Annotated in this window: 15 protein-coding genes and 1 pseudogene; 13 read left to right on the plus strand and 3 right to left on the minus strand. The window is 70.6% G+C overall.

The annotated features are described in order from the left end of the window. Positions 1-124 precede the first annotated feature (124 nt). A complete protein-coding gene (locus ACZ1HC_RS00860) occupies positions 125-628 on the minus strand; it encodes a DUF3280 domain-containing protein (RefSeq protein WP_472698333.1) in 504 nt (167 codons plus the stop codon). Positions 629-786: 158 nt separating this feature from the next. Between ACZ1HC_RS00860 and ACZ1HC_RS00865 the strand changes: the two genes are divergently transcribed. Then, entirely contained in the window at positions 787-1,212 is a 426-nt protein-coding gene (locus tag ACZ1HC_RS00865) for a DUF1810 domain-containing protein (RefSeq protein WP_472698334.1), read from the plus strand. Between the two features lie 3 nt (positions 1,213-1,215). On the opposite strand, the gene ACZ1HC_RS00870 is transcribed toward ACZ1HC_RS00865, so the two are convergent. After that, on the minus strand, positions 1,216-1,923 hold the full coding sequence (locus ACZ1HC_RS00870) for an arylesterase (protein ID WP_472698335.1): 708 nt from the start codon (positions 1,921-1,923) through the stop codon (positions 1,216-1,218). Here ACZ1HC_RS00870 and ACZ1HC_RS00875 point away from each other — a divergent pair. The 6 genes and pseudogenes from ACZ1HC_RS00875 (at position 1,922) to ACZ1HC_RS00900 (ending at position 8,747) form a co-directional block, all read left to right on the plus strand. Continuing rightward, complete coding sequence (locus ACZ1HC_RS00875; protein WP_472698336.1) at positions 1,922-2,620, plus strand: ABC transporter ATP-binding protein; 699 nt, start codon at positions 1,922-1,924, stop codon at positions 2,618-2,620. The two genes, ACZ1HC_RS00870 and ACZ1HC_RS00875, sit on opposite strands and share 2 nt — an antisense overlap. Next, a pseudogene (locus ACZ1HC_RS00880) lies at positions 2,617-5,127 on the plus strand (ABC transporter permease). Before ACZ1HC_RS00875 ends, ACZ1HC_RS00880 begins: the two are co-directional and overlap by 4 nt. A 73-nt stretch (positions 5,128-5,200) precedes the next feature. Continuing rightward, positions 5,201-6,352: a zinc-dependent alcohol dehydrogenase gene (locus ACZ1HC_RS00885; protein WP_472698337.1), complete on the plus strand. Its 1,152-nt coding sequence runs from the start codon at positions 5,201-5,203 to the stop codon at positions 6,350-6,352. 9 nt (positions 6,353-6,361) lie between these two features. Next, on the plus strand, positions 6,362-6,874 hold the full coding sequence (locus ACZ1HC_RS00890; RefSeq protein WP_472698338.1) for a hypothetical protein: 513 nt from the start codon (positions 6,362-6,364) through the stop codon (positions 6,872-6,874). 118 nt (positions 6,875-6,992) lie between these two features. Beyond that, the gene (locus ACZ1HC_RS00895) at positions 6,993-7,691 is read left to right on the plus strand and encodes a GntR family transcriptional regulator (RefSeq protein ID WP_472698339.1); all 699 of its coding nucleotides are present in this window, start codon (positions 6,993-6,995) and stop codon (positions 7,689-7,691) included. Positions 7,692-7,784: 93 nt separating this feature from the next. Next, a complete protein-coding gene (locus ACZ1HC_RS00900) occupies positions 7,785-8,747 on the plus strand; it encodes a dihydrodipicolinate synthase family protein (protein WP_472698340.1) in 963 nt (320 codons plus the stop codon). Positions 8,748-8,778: 31 nt separating this feature from the next. On the opposite strand, the gene ACZ1HC_RS00905 is transcribed toward ACZ1HC_RS00900, so the two are convergent. Continuing rightward, the gene (locus ACZ1HC_RS00905) at positions 8,779-9,810 is read right to left on the minus strand and encodes an Ldh family oxidoreductase (protein WP_472698341.1); all 1,032 of its coding nucleotides are present in this window, start codon (positions 9,808-9,810) and stop codon (positions 8,779-8,781) included. A gap of 184 nt (positions 9,811-9,994) precedes the next feature. Between ACZ1HC_RS00905 and ACZ1HC_RS00910 the strand changes: the two genes are divergently transcribed. Genes ACZ1HC_RS00910 through ACZ1HC_RS00935 form a run of 6 tightly spaced genes read left to right on the plus strand, consistent with a single transcriptional unit; the run spans position 9,995 to position 15,143 of the window. Further along, complete coding sequence (locus ACZ1HC_RS00910; protein ID WP_472698342.1) at positions 9,995-10,804, plus strand: ABC transporter substrate-binding protein; 810 nt, start codon at positions 9,995-9,997, stop codon at positions 10,802-10,804. 57 nt (positions 10,805-10,861) lie between these two features. Further along, positions 10,862-11,527, plus strand: a complete 666-nt coding sequence (locus ACZ1HC_RS00915; protein WP_472698343.1) for an amino acid ABC transporter permease — start codon at positions 10,862-10,864, stop codon at positions 11,525-11,527. An 11-nt stretch (positions 11,528-11,538) separates the two neighbouring features. Continuing rightward, complete coding sequence (locus ACZ1HC_RS00920; RefSeq protein ID WP_472698344.1) at positions 11,539-12,192, plus strand: amino acid ABC transporter permease; 654 nt, start codon at positions 11,539-11,541, stop codon at positions 12,190-12,192. Continuing rightward, positions 12,185-12,907 (plus strand): amino acid ABC transporter ATP-binding protein, encoded by a 723-nt coding sequence (locus tag ACZ1HC_RS00925; protein WP_472698345.1) that lies wholly within the window; start codon positions 12,185-12,187, stop codon positions 12,905-12,907. The genes ACZ1HC_RS00920 and ACZ1HC_RS00925 overlap by 8 nt, the downstream gene beginning before the upstream one ends. Positions 12,908-12,909: 2 nt before the next feature. Then, positions 12,910-14,142: an NAD(P)/FAD-dependent oxidoreductase gene (locus ACZ1HC_RS00930; protein ID WP_472698346.1), complete on the plus strand. Its 1,233-nt coding sequence runs from the start codon at positions 12,910-12,912 to the stop codon at positions 14,140-14,142. Beyond that, a complete protein-coding gene (locus ACZ1HC_RS00935) occupies positions 14,139-15,143 on the plus strand; it encodes a 4-hydroxyproline epimerase (protein ID WP_472698347.1) in 1,005 nt (334 codons plus the stop codon). The genes ACZ1HC_RS00930 and ACZ1HC_RS00935 overlap by 4 nt, the downstream gene beginning before the upstream one ends. Positions 15,144-15,164 lie beyond the last annotated feature (21 nt).

Below are 15,164 nucleotides of genomic sequence, written 5' to 3' on the forward strand. Positions count from 1 at the left end.
TTCGGGAAGGTGACGGGCCCGGCGCGACTGTCACCCGGGAAGCACAGCCTAGAAGAAAGCCGACGCTGCGGCAATTCCCCTTGAAAAGCCCGGCGAAACCGGGGGCTTGGCGCGACTGTCCGGGTCAGGGACGGGGTTCGCCGCGGAAGATGGTGTTGTTCAGCAGATAGCGGTAGCCGCGCGACCAGCTTTCGTCGGTGTTGCCGCGGACCTCGACCGCGCCGTGGCGCAGGTTGGTGCGGGCCTCGGCGTCGCGCAGGAACAGGTTCATCGACAGGATCAGCTCGGAGGTCTTCTGCACCTCGCCGGTCACCGCGTAGTCGGCGCCCAGTTCCTGCGCCAGCGTCATGTCGCAGCCGTTGCACGAGGCGATGTTCTTGACCTGCGCCAGCCGGTCGGCCACCGGCGCGGTATCGACCAGCGTGAAGCCGCGGGCGGCAAGGTCGCGGGCGATCTCGTCCTCGACCAGGGCGATGCGGGCGCGTTCGTCGCTGTCGTCGGGATCGCCGGCGTTGTTCATCAGATAGATGCCGAAGAAGGCCACCGTCCCGCGCGGCACCGCCTGCTGCGCCCAGGCGGGCACCGCGGCCAGCGTCGCGGCCAGGACCAGGACAAGACGTATGCGCATGGCGGTTCCCCTTCGCCTCAGGGCCCCGACTCTAGCCGCGCCCGCCGCCGGGTCTATCCGACAAAGGGCGGAGCCCGCGGCCGGCAGGTCCCGGGGCCATGCGCGGCGGAACAAAGGCCGCCCCCCGCCGGTTTCACCGCCAGGTCAGGAGAGAGATCATGGCGCAGGAACCCGACGGGCTGGAACGCTTCGTGGACGCGCAGGAGGGCGTGCATGACCGGGCGCTTTCCGAACTGCGGCGCGGGCGCAAGGAAAGCCACTGGATGTGGTTCATCTTCCCGCAGCTGCGCGGGCTGGGCCGGTCGCAGATGTCGCACCATTACGGCATCGTCGATGCGGACGAGGCGCGGCGCTATCTGGCCCATCCCGTGCTGGGCCCGCGGCTGATCCGCTGCGCCGAGGCGGTGCTGGCGCATCAGGACCGCCCGGCGGTGGAGATCTTCGGGCCGGTCGATGCGGACAAGCTGCGATCCTCGGCCACGCTGTTCGCGCAGGTCGAGGGGGCGCCGGATGTCTTTCACCGGATCCTTGGCGCGTTCTTCGAGGGCAGGCCCTGCCGCCGGACGCTGGAGCGGCTGGGCTGAGGCCTAGCGCAGCCCGTCCAGCCAGGCATCCACCGCCGGACCCATCGCCTCGACGATGGCCTGCACGCCCGCCGCGTTCGGGTGCAGGCCGTCGTCCTGCATCAGGTCGGCGTAATCCTGGCCCGCCGCATACCGCCGGGTGATCGGCGCCAGCAGGTCGGGATACAGCGCGGCGCCGTGCTTCTGCGCCACTTCGGGGAACATCGCCTGGAAATCCCGCTGGAACTCGGGGCCGAAATTGCCCGGGGCGGGAAGGCCCACCAGCATCGTCGGCACGCCCTCGGCCTGAAGGCGGGTCAGGATCGCGTCCAGGTTGGCGCGGCTTGCCGCGGGGTCGATCCCGCGCAGCAGGTCGTTGCCGCCCAGGGCCACGATCATCGCGTCGGGCCGCTCGGCCAGGGTCCAGTCCAGCCGCGACAGCCCGCCCGCCGTGGTGTCCCCGCTGACGCCCGCGTTGATCACGATCACGTCATGGCCGGCCCCTTGCAGCCAGTCCTGCAGCCGCGGGACAAGCCCCTGTTCGGCGGGCAGGCCATAGCCCTGCGTCAGCGAATCCCCCAGGGCCACCAGCCGGAACGGATCCTGCGCCAGGGCGGCGGCGGGGGTTGCGGCCAGCAGGACCGCCGTCACAATGGCCCGCAGCCGGGGCTTGCCTGACCGGCGGCCAGGAATAGATGCCAGGGAACGCAGGAAAAGGGGAAGGATGGTCATGGCCGATCCGGTTCTGTCGCTGAGGGATGTCCACCTGACGCTGCAAGGCAACGCCGGGCCGGTGGCGATCTTGCGGGGCATCTCGCTGGATGTCCAGCCGGCCGAGACGCTGGGGCTGATCGGGCCGTCGGGGTCGGGCAAGTCGTCGCTGCTGATGCTGATGGGCGGGCTGGAACGCGCGACCGGCGGGCTGGTCCAGGCCCTGGGCCACGACCTGACCGCCCTTGACGAGGACGGCCTGGCGCGCTTTCGCCGCGGCCGGATGGGCGTGGTCTTCCAGTCCTTCCACCTGATCCCCACCATGACCGCCCTGGAAAACGTGGCGACGCCGCTGGAACTGGCGGGCCAGCCGGACCCCTTCGGCCGGGCGGCCGAGGAATTGCAGGCGGTGGGCCTGGGGGCGCGGATGGATCACTATCCCGCGCAGATGTCGGGGGGCGAACAGCAGCGCGTGGCCTTCGCCCGCGCCGTGGCGCCGCGCCCGGCGATCCTGCTGGCCGACGAGCCGACCGGCAACCTGGACGGCGCCAACGGCCAGGCGATCATGGATCTGCTGTTCGGGCTGCGCGACCGGCACGGCACCACCCTGGTCTTGGTGACTCACGCCCCCGAACTGGCCGCCCGCTGCGACCGGGTCCTGCGCCTGCGCGACGGCCGGATCGAATCCGGGGACCGCCGCCGCCGGGCCGCATCATGAGCGCCGCCTGGCGCATCGCCCGGCGCGAACTGCGCGGCGGGCTGGCGGGCTTCTGGATCTTCCTGGCCTGCCTAGTGCTGGGCGTGGGCGCCATCGCCGCCGTGGGTTCGGTGCGCGCCGCCATCGAAGCGGGCCTGTCGCGGCAGGGGGCGGTGCTGCTGGGCGGCGACGCGGTGCTGCGGCTGACCTATCGCTTCGCCACGCCCGCCGAACGCACCTGGATCGAGGATCGCGCCGCGCGCGTCTCGGAGGTGGTCGATTTCCGGTCGCTGGCGGTCGCCGGCGAGGACCGCGCGCTGACCCAGGTCAAGGGCGTTGACGGCAACTGGCCCCTGCGCGGAGAGGCGCGCTTCGATCCCCCCTGACCGTCGCGCAGGTTCTGGCGGGGCGGGGCGGCCTGCCTGGGGCGGCGATGGATCCGCTGCTGATCGAGCGGCTGGGCCTGTCGGTCGGCGACCGCTTCCGGCTGGGGGTGCAGGACTTCGTGCTGATGGCGGCGCTGACGCGCGAACCCGACGCGCTTGGCGGCAGCTTCGGGCTGGGGCCGCGCACGCTGGTCGCGACCGCGGGACTGGCCGGTTCCGGCCTGCTGTCGCCCGGCACGCTTTACGAGACGGGCTACCGGATGCTGCTGCGGCCCGGCGACAGCCTGGACGCGCTGCGCGCCGACGCCCTGGCCCAGTTCGAGGGCGCCGGGATGCGGTGGCGCGACAGCCGCCGCGGCGCGCCGGGGGTCGAGATCTTCGTGGACCGGCTGGGATCGTTTCTGGTGCTGGTCGGGCTGGCGGGGCTGGCCACGGGCGGCATCGGCGTGTCCTCGGCGGTGCGCAGCTATCTGGAGGCCCGGACCCCGGTGATCGCCACGCTGAAGACCCTGGGGGCCGAGGGGCGGACGATCTTCGCCGTCTATTTCGTCCAGATCGGCGTTCTCACCCTGCTGGGCGTGGCGGCGGGGCTGGCGCTTGGCGGGCTGTTGCCGCTGGCGGCGGCGCCGCTGTTGCAGGCCCGGCTGCCGATCCCGGTCCAGTTCACGCTCTATCCCTCGGCCCTGGCCGAGGCCGCGGTCTATGGCGTCCTGACCGCGCTGATCTTCACCCTGCTGCCCCTGGCGCGGGTCGAACAGGTGCGCGCCGCCGCCCTGTTCCGCGGCATCGGCGCCGAGGCCCATGGCCGCCCGCGCGGGCGCTATCTGGCGGCGCTGCTGCTGGCGGTGGCGGGGCTGGTGGGGACGGCGGCGCTGATGGCCTCGGTCCCGGCCCTGGCGCTGTCGGTGGCCGGGGGTGGCGGCGGCGCTTGGCCTGCTGTGGCTGGCGGCGCGGGGCCTGCGCGCCGCGGCGCGGCGGCTGTCGCGCCACCCCGCCCTGCGCGGGCGCAGCGCGCTGCGGCTGGCGGTGGGCGCGGTCGGCAATCCGCGCGAAGGCGTGGTGGCGGTGGTGCTGTCGCTGGGCCTTGGGCTGACGGTGCTGGCGGCGGTGGGCCAGATCGACGCCAACCTGCGCCGCGCCATCGCCGCCGAACTGCCGCGGCAGGCGCCCTCGTTCTTCCTCATCGACATCCAGACCGACCAGCTGCCCGGCCTGCTGGACCGGCTGGCCGGCGATCCCGGCGTCAGCCAGGTCGAGACCGCCCCCTCGCTGCGCGGCATCGTCACGGCGATCAACGACATCCCGGCCCGCGACTGGGGCGACCACTGGGTGCTGCGCGGCGACCGCGGCATCAGCCACGCCGCCGCCCCGCCGCCGGGCACGGTGCTGACGGCGGGCGACTGGTGGCCCGCCGATTACGCGGGCCCGCCGCTCATCAGCTTCGGCGCCGACGAGGCGGCCGAACTGGGCCTGTCGCTGGGCGACCGGATCACCGTCAACATCCTGGGCCGCGACATCACCGGAACCATCGCCAATTTCCGGCAGCTGGATTTCCGCAGCGGCGGCATCGGCTTCGTGATGATCTTCGACCGGGCGGCGCTGCAGGCCGCCCCGCAGACCCATATCGCCACCATCCAGACCGACCCGGCGGCCGAAGCCGGGCTTCTGCGCGACATCTCGGACCGCTATCCCAACGTCACCCCGATCCGCGTGCGCGAGGTGGCCGAGCGCGTGGCCGAGGCGATGGGCACGCTTGCCTCGGCCACGTCGCTGGCGGCGCTTGCGGTGCTGGCCACCGGCTTCGTGGTGCTGATCGGGGCCGCCGCCTCGGGCGAGGGGGCGCGCGTCTTCGAGGCGGCGGTGCTGAAGACGCTGGGCGCCTCGCGCGCGACGGTGCTGGCCAGCTTCGCGCTGCGCTCGGTGCTGATGGGCGCCGCGGCGGGGCTGGTCGCGGTCGCCGTCGCGGCCCTGGCAAGCTGGGCGATCCTGACGCAGGTGATGGAGGCCAGCTATCGCTTCGCGCCCGGATCGGCGCTTGCCGTGATCGCGGGCGGGGTGCTGGCCACCACGGCGACGGGCCTGCTGTTCGCGCTGCGCCCGCTGTCGGCGCGGCCCGCCCGCGTGCTGCGGGCGCAGGAATAGGCCGGCGCCGCCCGGTTCTGGGAACCCCCGTGGCTTCGGCGGTTGCATGACAGGTCGACAAGGAGGAACTGCCGTGCTTGCAGCCGATTACAGGGGGCCGCGCCGGATGCGCGTGGCCTCGAAGGCCGATCCGGTCATCCAGCATCCCCGCGACGCCATCGTGCGCGTCACCCGGTCCTGCATCTGCGGGTCCGACCTGCATCTCTACAACGGCCTGGTCCCCGACACCCGCATCGGCACCACCTTTGGGCACGAGTTCTGCGGCATCGTCGAGGAGGTCGGCCCCGAGGTCCAGACCCTGAAGCCCGGCGATCACGTGCTGGTGCCCTTCAACATCGCCTGCGGCCAGTGCCATTTCTGCAAGCAGGGGCTGTTCGGCAACTGCCACGAGGCCAACCCCCAGTCCACCGCGGTCGGCGGCATCTTCGGCTATTCGCACACCGCCGGGGGCTATGACGGCGGGCAGGCGGAATACGTCCGGGTCCCCTATGCCGACGTCGGGCCGATGCCGATCCCCGACTGGATGGATCCCGACGACGCGGTGCTGCTGACCGACGTGGTGCCGACCGGATACCAGGCCGCCGAGATGGGCGGCATCCAGATGGGCGATACGGTGGTCGTCTTCGGCGCCGGTCCCGTGGGCATCATGGCCGCGCGCTGCGCCTGGCTGTTCGGCGCCGGCCGGGTCATCGTCATCGACGAGCTGGACTACCGGCTGGAATTCGCCCGCCAGTACTGCCCGGCCGAGGTCTACAACTTCCGGTCCATCGACGACATGGCCGTGTTCATCAAGAAGCTGACCGACGGGCTGGGCGCGGATGTCTGCATCGACGCCGTGGGCGGCGACGCCTCGGGCAGCGCCCTGCGCACCGTGCTGGGCAAGAAGCTGAAGCTCGAGGCGGGCAGCGCGATCGTGCTGCACTGGGCCATCAATTCGGTCAAGAAGGGCGGGGTGGTGTCGATCGTCGGCGTCTATGGCCCGACCGGAAACATCGTGCCGATGGGCAACGTGCTGAACAAGGGGCTGACGATCCGCGCCAACCAGGCCTCGGTCAAGCGCCTGCTGCCGCGCCTGGTCGAGCATGTGAAGGAGGGGCGTCTGGATCCCAAGGCGCTGATCACCCATCGCGTCCCGCTGGAGGATCTGCCCGACGCCTATCACCTGTTCTCCGCCAAGCTGGACGACTGCATCAAGCCGGTGCTGTATCCCAACAACGGCCGCTAGGAGGCGACGATGGCACGCGAAAGCAATTCCCAGACAATCGACCCGCAGGATGTCAACGGCTGGGGCGTGGACGCCGATCCGCGCAACGACCCGACCTATCCGATGCGCGACAGATCAGGGGAACCGGGGTCGCACTGGACCCACCCCAAGGCGCAGCGCACCGACATCGAGGTGCTGCAGTCGGTGGAATACGACCGCCGCCCGGCGGTGTTCGGAACCTCGGTCGGGCCGTCCGGGCTCAGCGGGATGGTCCGCCGCGCCGCCTTCGGATACAGCGAATCCGACTGGCGGCACTGGCTGATGCTGCTGGGCGCCGACCGCATCAACATGGTCGAGGGCATCGTCGACGATCTGACCCACGGCCGTCTGCCGAACCTGCCCGCCGAGATGGGCGCGCGCGCCGAGATGCGTCACAACCGCCAGGGAATGGTCAAGAAGGTGGCGATCGGCGCGGGCATCGCCGTGGTCGCGGTGGCGATCCTGGGCCGCAACCGGGCACCGCGCCACCGCTCGCTGCGCTGAGCGCGCCCCTGCGGACGGGGCTGGCGGGCCCTGTCCGTGGCGGTCTGGGCGCGCGCGGTTGATCTGGCGCGCGCGCCGTGTATGTGATCTGTCGACAGCCCCTGCCGGAGACCGGATCATGACCGACAGCGCAAGGCCTTCCGAACGCAAGCGGGGTTCGGGCGTCAGGGTGGTCTATGACCGGCTCCGCGACGAGATCCTGGATCTGGCGCTGCCCCCCGGCAGCCCCATCGACGAGGTGCAGCTTGCCGAACGCTTCGGCATGTCGCGCACCCCGATCCGCGAGGCCCTGGTCAGGCTGGCCGGCGAGGGCCTGGTCGAGACGCTGCCCAACCGGTCCACGATGGTGTCCAACATCGACTTCCTGAACCTGCACACCTTCTTCGACGCCCTGACCCTGATGTACCGCGTGACGACCCGGCTGGCGGCAAGCTGCCACCGGCCGGCGGATCTCAAGACGATCCGCAGGCACCAGGCCCGCTTCGCCCAGGCGGTCGCCGCGCAGGACGCCCTGGCGATGATCGCCTCGAACCGCGACTTCCACGCGGCCATCGCCGAGGCCGGGCGCAACCCCTATTACACCGGCCTGTTCCTGCGCATCCTGGACGAGGGGCGGCGGCTGCTGCGGCTGTATTACCAGTCCTTCGACGACCGCCTGCCGCAGGAATTCGTGCAGGAACACGAGGACATCATCGCCGCGATCACCGCCCGCGACGTCGACCTGTGCGACCGGCTGGCCAAGGCCCATGCCGATCAGATCGTCCGGCAGATCCAGCAGTTCCTGACGCGCGACGAACGGCAGGCCCTGACGCTCTAGCCCAATCCTGTCGACAAGCAAAATGCAGATGATAGGCTCCGGGTCGGCCGAATCGCGCGCCGTCCACGCCCCCGCCTGTCGAAAGGATCCCCGATGAACACCCAGATCTTCAGAGGCGTGGTTCCCGCGCTGATGACGCCCTGCACGCCCGACCGCAGCCCAGATCACGCGGCCCTGGTGCGCAAGGCGCAGGCGCTGATCGCCGCGGGGATGTCGGCGGTGGTCTATTGCGGGTCGATGGGCGACTGGCCGCTGCTGACGGACGAGCAGCGGATGGAGGGGGTCGAGCGCCTGGTCGCGGCGGGCCTGCCGGTGATCGTCGGCACCGGCGCGGTCAACACCCGCCTGGCCGTGGCCCATGCGGCCCATGCCCAGAAGGTGGGGGCGGCGGGGCTGATGGTCATTCCCCGGGTGCTGTCGCGTGGCCAGTCGCCGGTGGCGCAGCGCAACCACTTCAAGGCGGTGCTGGCCGCCGCCCCCGGCCTGCCCGCGGTGATCTACAACAGCCCGCATTACGGCTTCGAGACCCGGGCCGACCTGTTCTTCGCGCTGCGGGCCGAACATCCGAACCTTGTCGGCTTCAAGGAGTTCGGCGGCGCCGCGGCCATGACCTATGCCGCCGAACACATCACCGGCGCCGATGACGGCGTGATCCTGATGGCGGGCGTCGATACCGGCGTCTATCACGGCTATGTCAAATGCGGCGCCACCGGCACCATCACCGGCATCGGCAACGTGCTGCCGCGCGAGATCCTGCATTTCGTGGCCCTGGCCCGGGCTGCCGCGGCAGGCGATCCGGACGCCCGCCTGCGCGCCCGGGAACTGGGCGAGGCTCTCGAGGTGCTGTCCTCGTGGGACGAGGGGACCGACCTGGTGCTGTACTACAAGCACATGATGGTGCTGCAGGGCGACGCCGAATACGGCCTGCACTTCAACGAAACGGACGAGCTGACGCCCAGCCAGAAGGGCTGGGCCGAACGGCAGATGAGGCAGTTCCAGGCCTGGTACGGGGAATGGAGCAGGCTTCCCGGCGCGGTCCAGGCCTGCAAGCCCTGATCGTCGGGCCTTGGCAGCCGGACAGGGCGCTTCAGGCGACGGCGTCCAGACCCAGCGACGCGAAGCGGTCCAGCTGGGCCAGTTCGGCCCCGGTCAGGGTCACGCCTTCGGCTTCGGACCGGGCGCGGGCGGCGAAGCGGCGCTGCGAGGGCAGGCGGGCGCCCTGCGCCGCGATGGCCTCGAACAGGTGTTCGGCCCGCGCGAAGGGATCGCCCGGACGGCCGGCGCCGAAGCGGTCGGGCGACAGCGCCAGGACCAATTCGCCGTGAACCGGCGCCAGCGTGGTGCTGCCCAGGAAATCCAGCACCTCGGGGCTGGTCAGGTCGCCGATCATCACCCCGGCCAGCAGCTCGATCATGGTGGCGATGGCCGATCCCTTGTGGCCGCCGAAGGGCAGCATGGCGCCCGCCAGGGCCGCGTCGGGGTCGGTGGTGGGCCGGCCGTCGGGGTCGATGGCCCAGCCGGGGGGCAGGGGCCGGCCGGCGCGGCGGTGCAGTTCGATCTCGCCGCGCGCGGCGACCGAGGTGGCGAAGTCGAAGACATAGGGCTGCCGGCCGGGCCGGGGCCAGCCGAAGGCGAAGGGGTTGGTGCCCAGAAGCGGCTTGGTGCCGCCCGCGGGCGCGACCGTGGCATAGCTGGGGCACATCACCAGGGCGGCCAAGCCCTGGGCCGCCACCGCCTCGACCTCGGGCCAGAGCGCCGAGAAATGTGCGCAGTCGTTGACCACCAGGGCGGCCAGCCCCAGGTCGCGGGCGCGTTCGGCCAGCACCGGCAGGCCCAGGTCGAAGGCGGCACTGGAAAAGCCGCCGCCCGCGTTCACGCGCACGATCGCCCCGCCCGCCGCGTCCTCCAGGACCGGGCGCGCGGTGCCGGACACCTTGCCCGCCTTCAGCGTCCGCAGCACCCCCTCGATCCGGTAGATGCCGTGCGACTTGCAGCCGTCGCGTTCTCCCGCCGCGATGACCCCCGCCAGGGGCGCCGCCTGTCCGGCCGCCATGCCCGCGCGCAGGAAGATCCCCTCGACCCGCCGGCGCAGGTCCTCAACCGAAAGCGTCTCGTCCATCCGATCCCCCAGGCGGCTTTCCGGCCTGCATACAGGGTGCCCGCGGCAAGGCCAACGGGCAAGGTGCGCGCGACCCGAAGCTGTATATTCATTGTATTTGCAATTTGCTTTGCCGTCGCGCCTGGCCGATAGTGGGGGCAGGAATCGGCTGGAAAAAGCCGCCTTGCACCGACAGGAGAGAACCATGAACAAGACCACGCTGGCCCTGGGCGTGATGGCCGCGACAGCCCTTGCCGCGCCGTCCCATGCCGACAAGCTGGACGACATCATCGCCTCGGGGACGTTGCGCTGCGCGGTGGTGCTGGACTTTCCGCCGATGGGGATGCGCGACGAGAACAACACCCCGATCGGGTTCGACGTCGATTACTGCAACGATCTGGCCGCCGCCCTGGGCGTCACCGCCGAGATCGTCGAGACGCCCTTCCCCGAGCGGATCCCGGCGCTGATGTCGGGGCGCGTGGACGTGGGGGTGGCCTCGACCTCGGACACGCTGGAACGCGCCAAGACCGTCGGCATGTCGATCCCCTACTACGCCTTCGAGAACGCGGTCGTCGCCAACGAGGGCGTCGAGATGACCACCTGGGAGGACATGAGGGGCAAGACCGTCGGCGCGACCGCCGGCACCTACGAGGCGATCTGGCTGGAAAAGCAGATCAACGACTGGGGCGAGGGCACCTTCCGCCCCTATCAGACCCAGGCTGACGTGTTCCTTGCGCTGAGCCAGGGCCAGCTTGACGCCACCGTGTCCACGGTCGAGGTCGCCAATGCCAACGTGGAATCGGGCAACTTCCCCGGCATCAAGATCGTCGACAAGGCGCCGATGGTGCCGGACTACGTGTCGCTGTTCACGCTGCGCGAGGAATACGGGCTGATCAACTATCTCAACCTGTTCGTGAACCAGCAGGTCCGCACCGGCCGCTATGCCGAACTGTACGAGAAGTGGATCGGCGAGGGCGAGCCCGCCGACCTGATCGTTCCCGGCGTCTATCGCTGATCCGCGCCGGGGCGGCGCCTGGCCGCCCCGACGCCTTCCGCCAGCCGCGGGACGGCCATGTTCAACTATACCTTCCAATGGAAGCAGGCCCTGGCGCGGCTGCCGCAGATGCTGGACGGCGCGCTTGTGACCATGCAGATCGCGGTGCTGTCGATGGTCATCGGCATCGGCCTGGCGATCCTGCTGACCATGTTCCGGCTGTCGGGCATCCGCGCGCTGTCGGCGGTCGCGGCGACCTGGGTCGAGATCGCCCGCAACACGCCCGCGCTGTTCCAGATCTACATGGCCCATTTCGGGCTGGGCAGCTTCGGCATCCACCTGTCGCCCTTCGCCTCGATCCTGCTGGGGATCACCTTCAACAACGCCGGCTACCTGACCGAGAACTTCCGCGGCGCCCTGAAGGCCATCCCCGACACCCAGGCCCGCGCCGCCCGGTCGCTGGGCTTCGGCCCCGGCGGCGCCTTCCGCTATGTGGTGCTGCCGCAGATGCTGCGCATCGCCTTCCTGCCGATGACGAACCAGATGGTCTGGGCGATCCTGATGACCTCGCTGGGGGTCACGGTGGGGATGAACACCGACCTCTACGGCGTCACGCAGGCGCTGAACGCGCTGACCTTCCGCACCTTCGAGCTGTTCGCCCTTGCCGCGGTGATCTTCTACGCGATCACCAAGACCATCACCCTGGCCGCGCGGCTGATCGCCGCCCGCCTGTTCCGGTACTGAAGGGGGCGCCGATGTTCGACACAGCGCTGACCGCCGCCGACTTCGCCTTCCTGGCGCGCGGCGCCGGCATGACCATCCTGGTCACGCTCATCGCGGTGGTGGCGGGCACGGTCTTGGGCATCGTCTTCGGGGTCTTCCGCTATCAGGTGGGCCCCGTCTGGGCCGCGCCGCTGACCTTCGTGCTGGACCTGTTCCGGTCGATCCCGCTCTTGATCCAGCTGGTGCTGGCCAATGCCTTCCTGGGCACGATCCTGCGGCTGAACCTGTCGGGCTTCACGGTGGCCTGCATCATCCTGTCGCTGTACACCGCCGCCTTCTGCGCCGAGATCGTGCGCGGCGGCATCGAGGCCGTGCCGCTGGCCACCCGCCGCGCGGCGCGGTCGCTGGGCATGACCTGGGGGCAGGACATGCGGTCCATCGTGATGCCCCTGGCCACGCGCGTGGCCCTGCCGTCGTGGATCGGGCTGGCGCTTGGGGTGATGAAGGACTCGGCGCTCGTCTATATCGTGCAGGTGACCGAACTGCTCAGATCGACGCAGATCCTCATCACCCGGCTTCAGGAACCGCTGCTTCTGCTGATGATCTGCGGCGCCTTCTACTTTGTCATCTCGTTCCCGCTGGCCCGGTTCGGCGGCTATCTGGAAAGACGGTGGTCCCATGATTGAGATCGAGAAGGTCCGCAAGTCCTTCGGCTCGCTGGAGGTGCTGAAGGGCATCGACCTGACCGTGCAGAAGGGCGAGGTGGTCACGATCATCGGCGGGTCGGGATCGGGCAAGTCCACGCTGCTCACCTGCATCAACGGGCTGGAGCCGATCGACAGCGGCCGGATCGTCGTGGACGGGACCGAGGTCCATGCAAGGTCCACCGACCTGAACAGGCTGCGCCGCAGGATCGGCATCGTCTTCCAGCAGTTCAACGCCTTCCCGCACCTGACCGTGCTGGAGAACGTCATGCTGGCGCAGGTGAAGGTCCTCAGGCGCCCCAGGGCCGAGGCCGAGGCCGAGGCGGTCCGGCAACTGGAGCATGTGGGCCTGGCCGACAAGCTCAAGGTCTATCCCTCGCGCCTGTCGGGGGGCCAGCAGCAGCGCATGGCGATCGCCCGGGCGCTTGCCATGTCGCCCGACTACATGCTGTTCGACGAGGTGACCTCGGCCCTGGACCCGCAGCTTGTGGGCGAGGTGCTGGACACGCTGCGGATGCTGGCGCGCGAGGGGATGACGATGATCTGCGTCACCCACGAGATGAAGTTCGCGCGCGAGGTGTCCGACCGGGTGGCCTTCTTCCACCGCGGCGTCATGGCCGAGATCGCGCCCCCCGACCAGCTGTTCGGCGCGCCGCAGGACCCGGAACTGCAGAAGTTCCTGTCCGCCACGCACTGACCATGACCCGGGACACCATCGTGATCGGGGCCGGGGTCATCGGCCTTTCGGCGGCCCTGGCGCTGCAGGCGCGCGGCGTCCCGGTGACGGTGATCGACCGGGAAGGGCCTGCCGCCGGGGCCTCGGCCGGCAATGCGGGGGCCTTCGCCTTCACCGACATCCTGCCGCTGGCCTCGCCCGGGATCATGCGCAAGGCGCCCGGCTGGCTTCTGGATCCGCTGGGGCCGCTGTCGGTGCCGCCCGCCCATGCGCTGAAGATCGCGCCCTGGATGTGGCGCTTCTGGCGGGCCTGTTCGCCCGCCCGCGTCGCGGCCTCGACCCGCGCGCAGACGGCGCTGATGGACCTGTCCCGCGCCGAGCTGGAGCCGTTCCTGGCCGCCACCGGAACGCTGCCGATGCTGCGCAGGGACGGCAACCTGCAGGTCTATGAATCGCAGGCCGAATTCGACGCCTCGCTGCCGGGCTGGCGGGCGCGGGCCGACCACGGCATCGACTTCAGCCACCTGACGCCCGACGAGATGGCCGCGATCCAGCCGGGCCTGTCGCCGCGCTTCACGCATGGCACCTTCACGCCGGGCTGGTATTCCATCGCCGATCCGCGCGACTACGTGCTGGCCCTGGCCCGGCGTTTCCGCGCGAATGGCGGCAGGCTGACGATGGCCGAGGCGACCGGGCTGACCTCCGACGGGCTGGCGACCGCCGCCGGGCCGATGCGCGGCCGGGTGGTGCTGGCGGCGGGGGCGTTCTCGCACCGGCTGGCACGGACACTGGGCGTCCGCATCCCGCTGGAGACCGAGCGCGGCTACAACACCACGCTGCCGCCCGGCGCCTTCGACCTGCGCACCCAGGTCACGTTCGGCGGCCACGGCTTCGTGGCCACCAAGCTTTCCTCGGGGATCCGGATCGGCGGCGCGGTGGAACTGGGCGGGCTGGATCGGCCCCCCGACTTCCGCCGCGCGCAGGCCATGCTGGACAAGGCCGCGCGGTTCCTGCCCGGGCTGCGGACCAGCGGCGGCACGCAATGGATGGGCTTTCGCCCCTCGCTGCCCGACAGCCTGCCCGCCATCGGCCCGCTGCCCGGCCATCCCCACGTCACCTGCGCCTTCGGGCACGGCCATCTGGGCCTGACCCAGTCGGCGGGCACCGCGCGGATCGTGGCCGACCTGCTGACCGGGGCCAGGCCGCCCATCGACCTTGCGCCCTTTTCGCCTGCGCGTTTCGGAAAACGGACATGACCCAATACATCTTTCCCTGCCTCGACGGCCACACCTGCGGCAATCCCGTCCGCCTTGTCGTGGGCGGTGCCCCGCGGCTTGAGGGGGCCGACATGCTGGAACGGCGCGCCCATTTCCTGCGCGACTTCGACTGGATCCGCACCGGCCTGATGTTCGAGCCGCGCGGCCACGACATGATGTCGGGGGCGATCCTCTATCCGCCGACGCGCGCCGACTGCGACATCGCGGTGCTGTATATCGAGACCTCGGGCTGCCTGCCGATGTGCGGCCACGGCACCATCGGCACCATCACCATGGGCATCGAGAACGGCCTGATCCTGCCGCGCAGCCCCGGCCGCCTGTCGATCGACACCCCCGCCGGCAAGGTGGACATCGAATACCGCCAGGAAGGCCGCCACGTCGAGGAAGTGCGCCTGACCAACGTCCCGGCCTTCCTTCACGCCGAGGGGCTGACCGCCGAGGTCGAGGGCCTGGGCGAGATCGTCGTGGACGTGGCTTATGGCGGCAACTTCTACGCCATCGTCGAGCCGCAGAAGAACTTTCGCGACATGGCCGACCATACGGCGGGCGAACTGATCGCCTGGTCGCCCTGGCTGCGCGCGGCCCTGAACGCGAAATACGACTTCGTCCACCCCGAGCATCCGGCGATCCGCGGGCTGTCGCACATCCTCTGGACCGGGCAGCCGACCCGGCCCGGCGCCCATGCCCGCAACGCCGTCTTCTATGGCGACAAGGCGATCGACCGCAGCCCCTGCGGCACCGGCACCTCGGCGCGGATGGCGCAGCTTGCGGCGCGGGGCAGGCTGGCGGTGGGCGACGACTTCCACCACGAATCCATCATCGGCAGTATCTTCAAGGGCCGGGTCGAGGCCGCGGCCAGCGTGGCGGGCCGGGACGCGATCATCCCCTCGGTCGCCGGATGGGCGCGGCAGACCGGCCTGAACACCATCTATATCGACGCCGAGCGCGACCCGTTCGCCCACGGCTTCGTGGTGAAGTGACGGGCCAGGCCCGGAAAGGAA

It is taken from the genome of Paracoccus sp. BR5-17 (genome assembly GCF_055693925.1).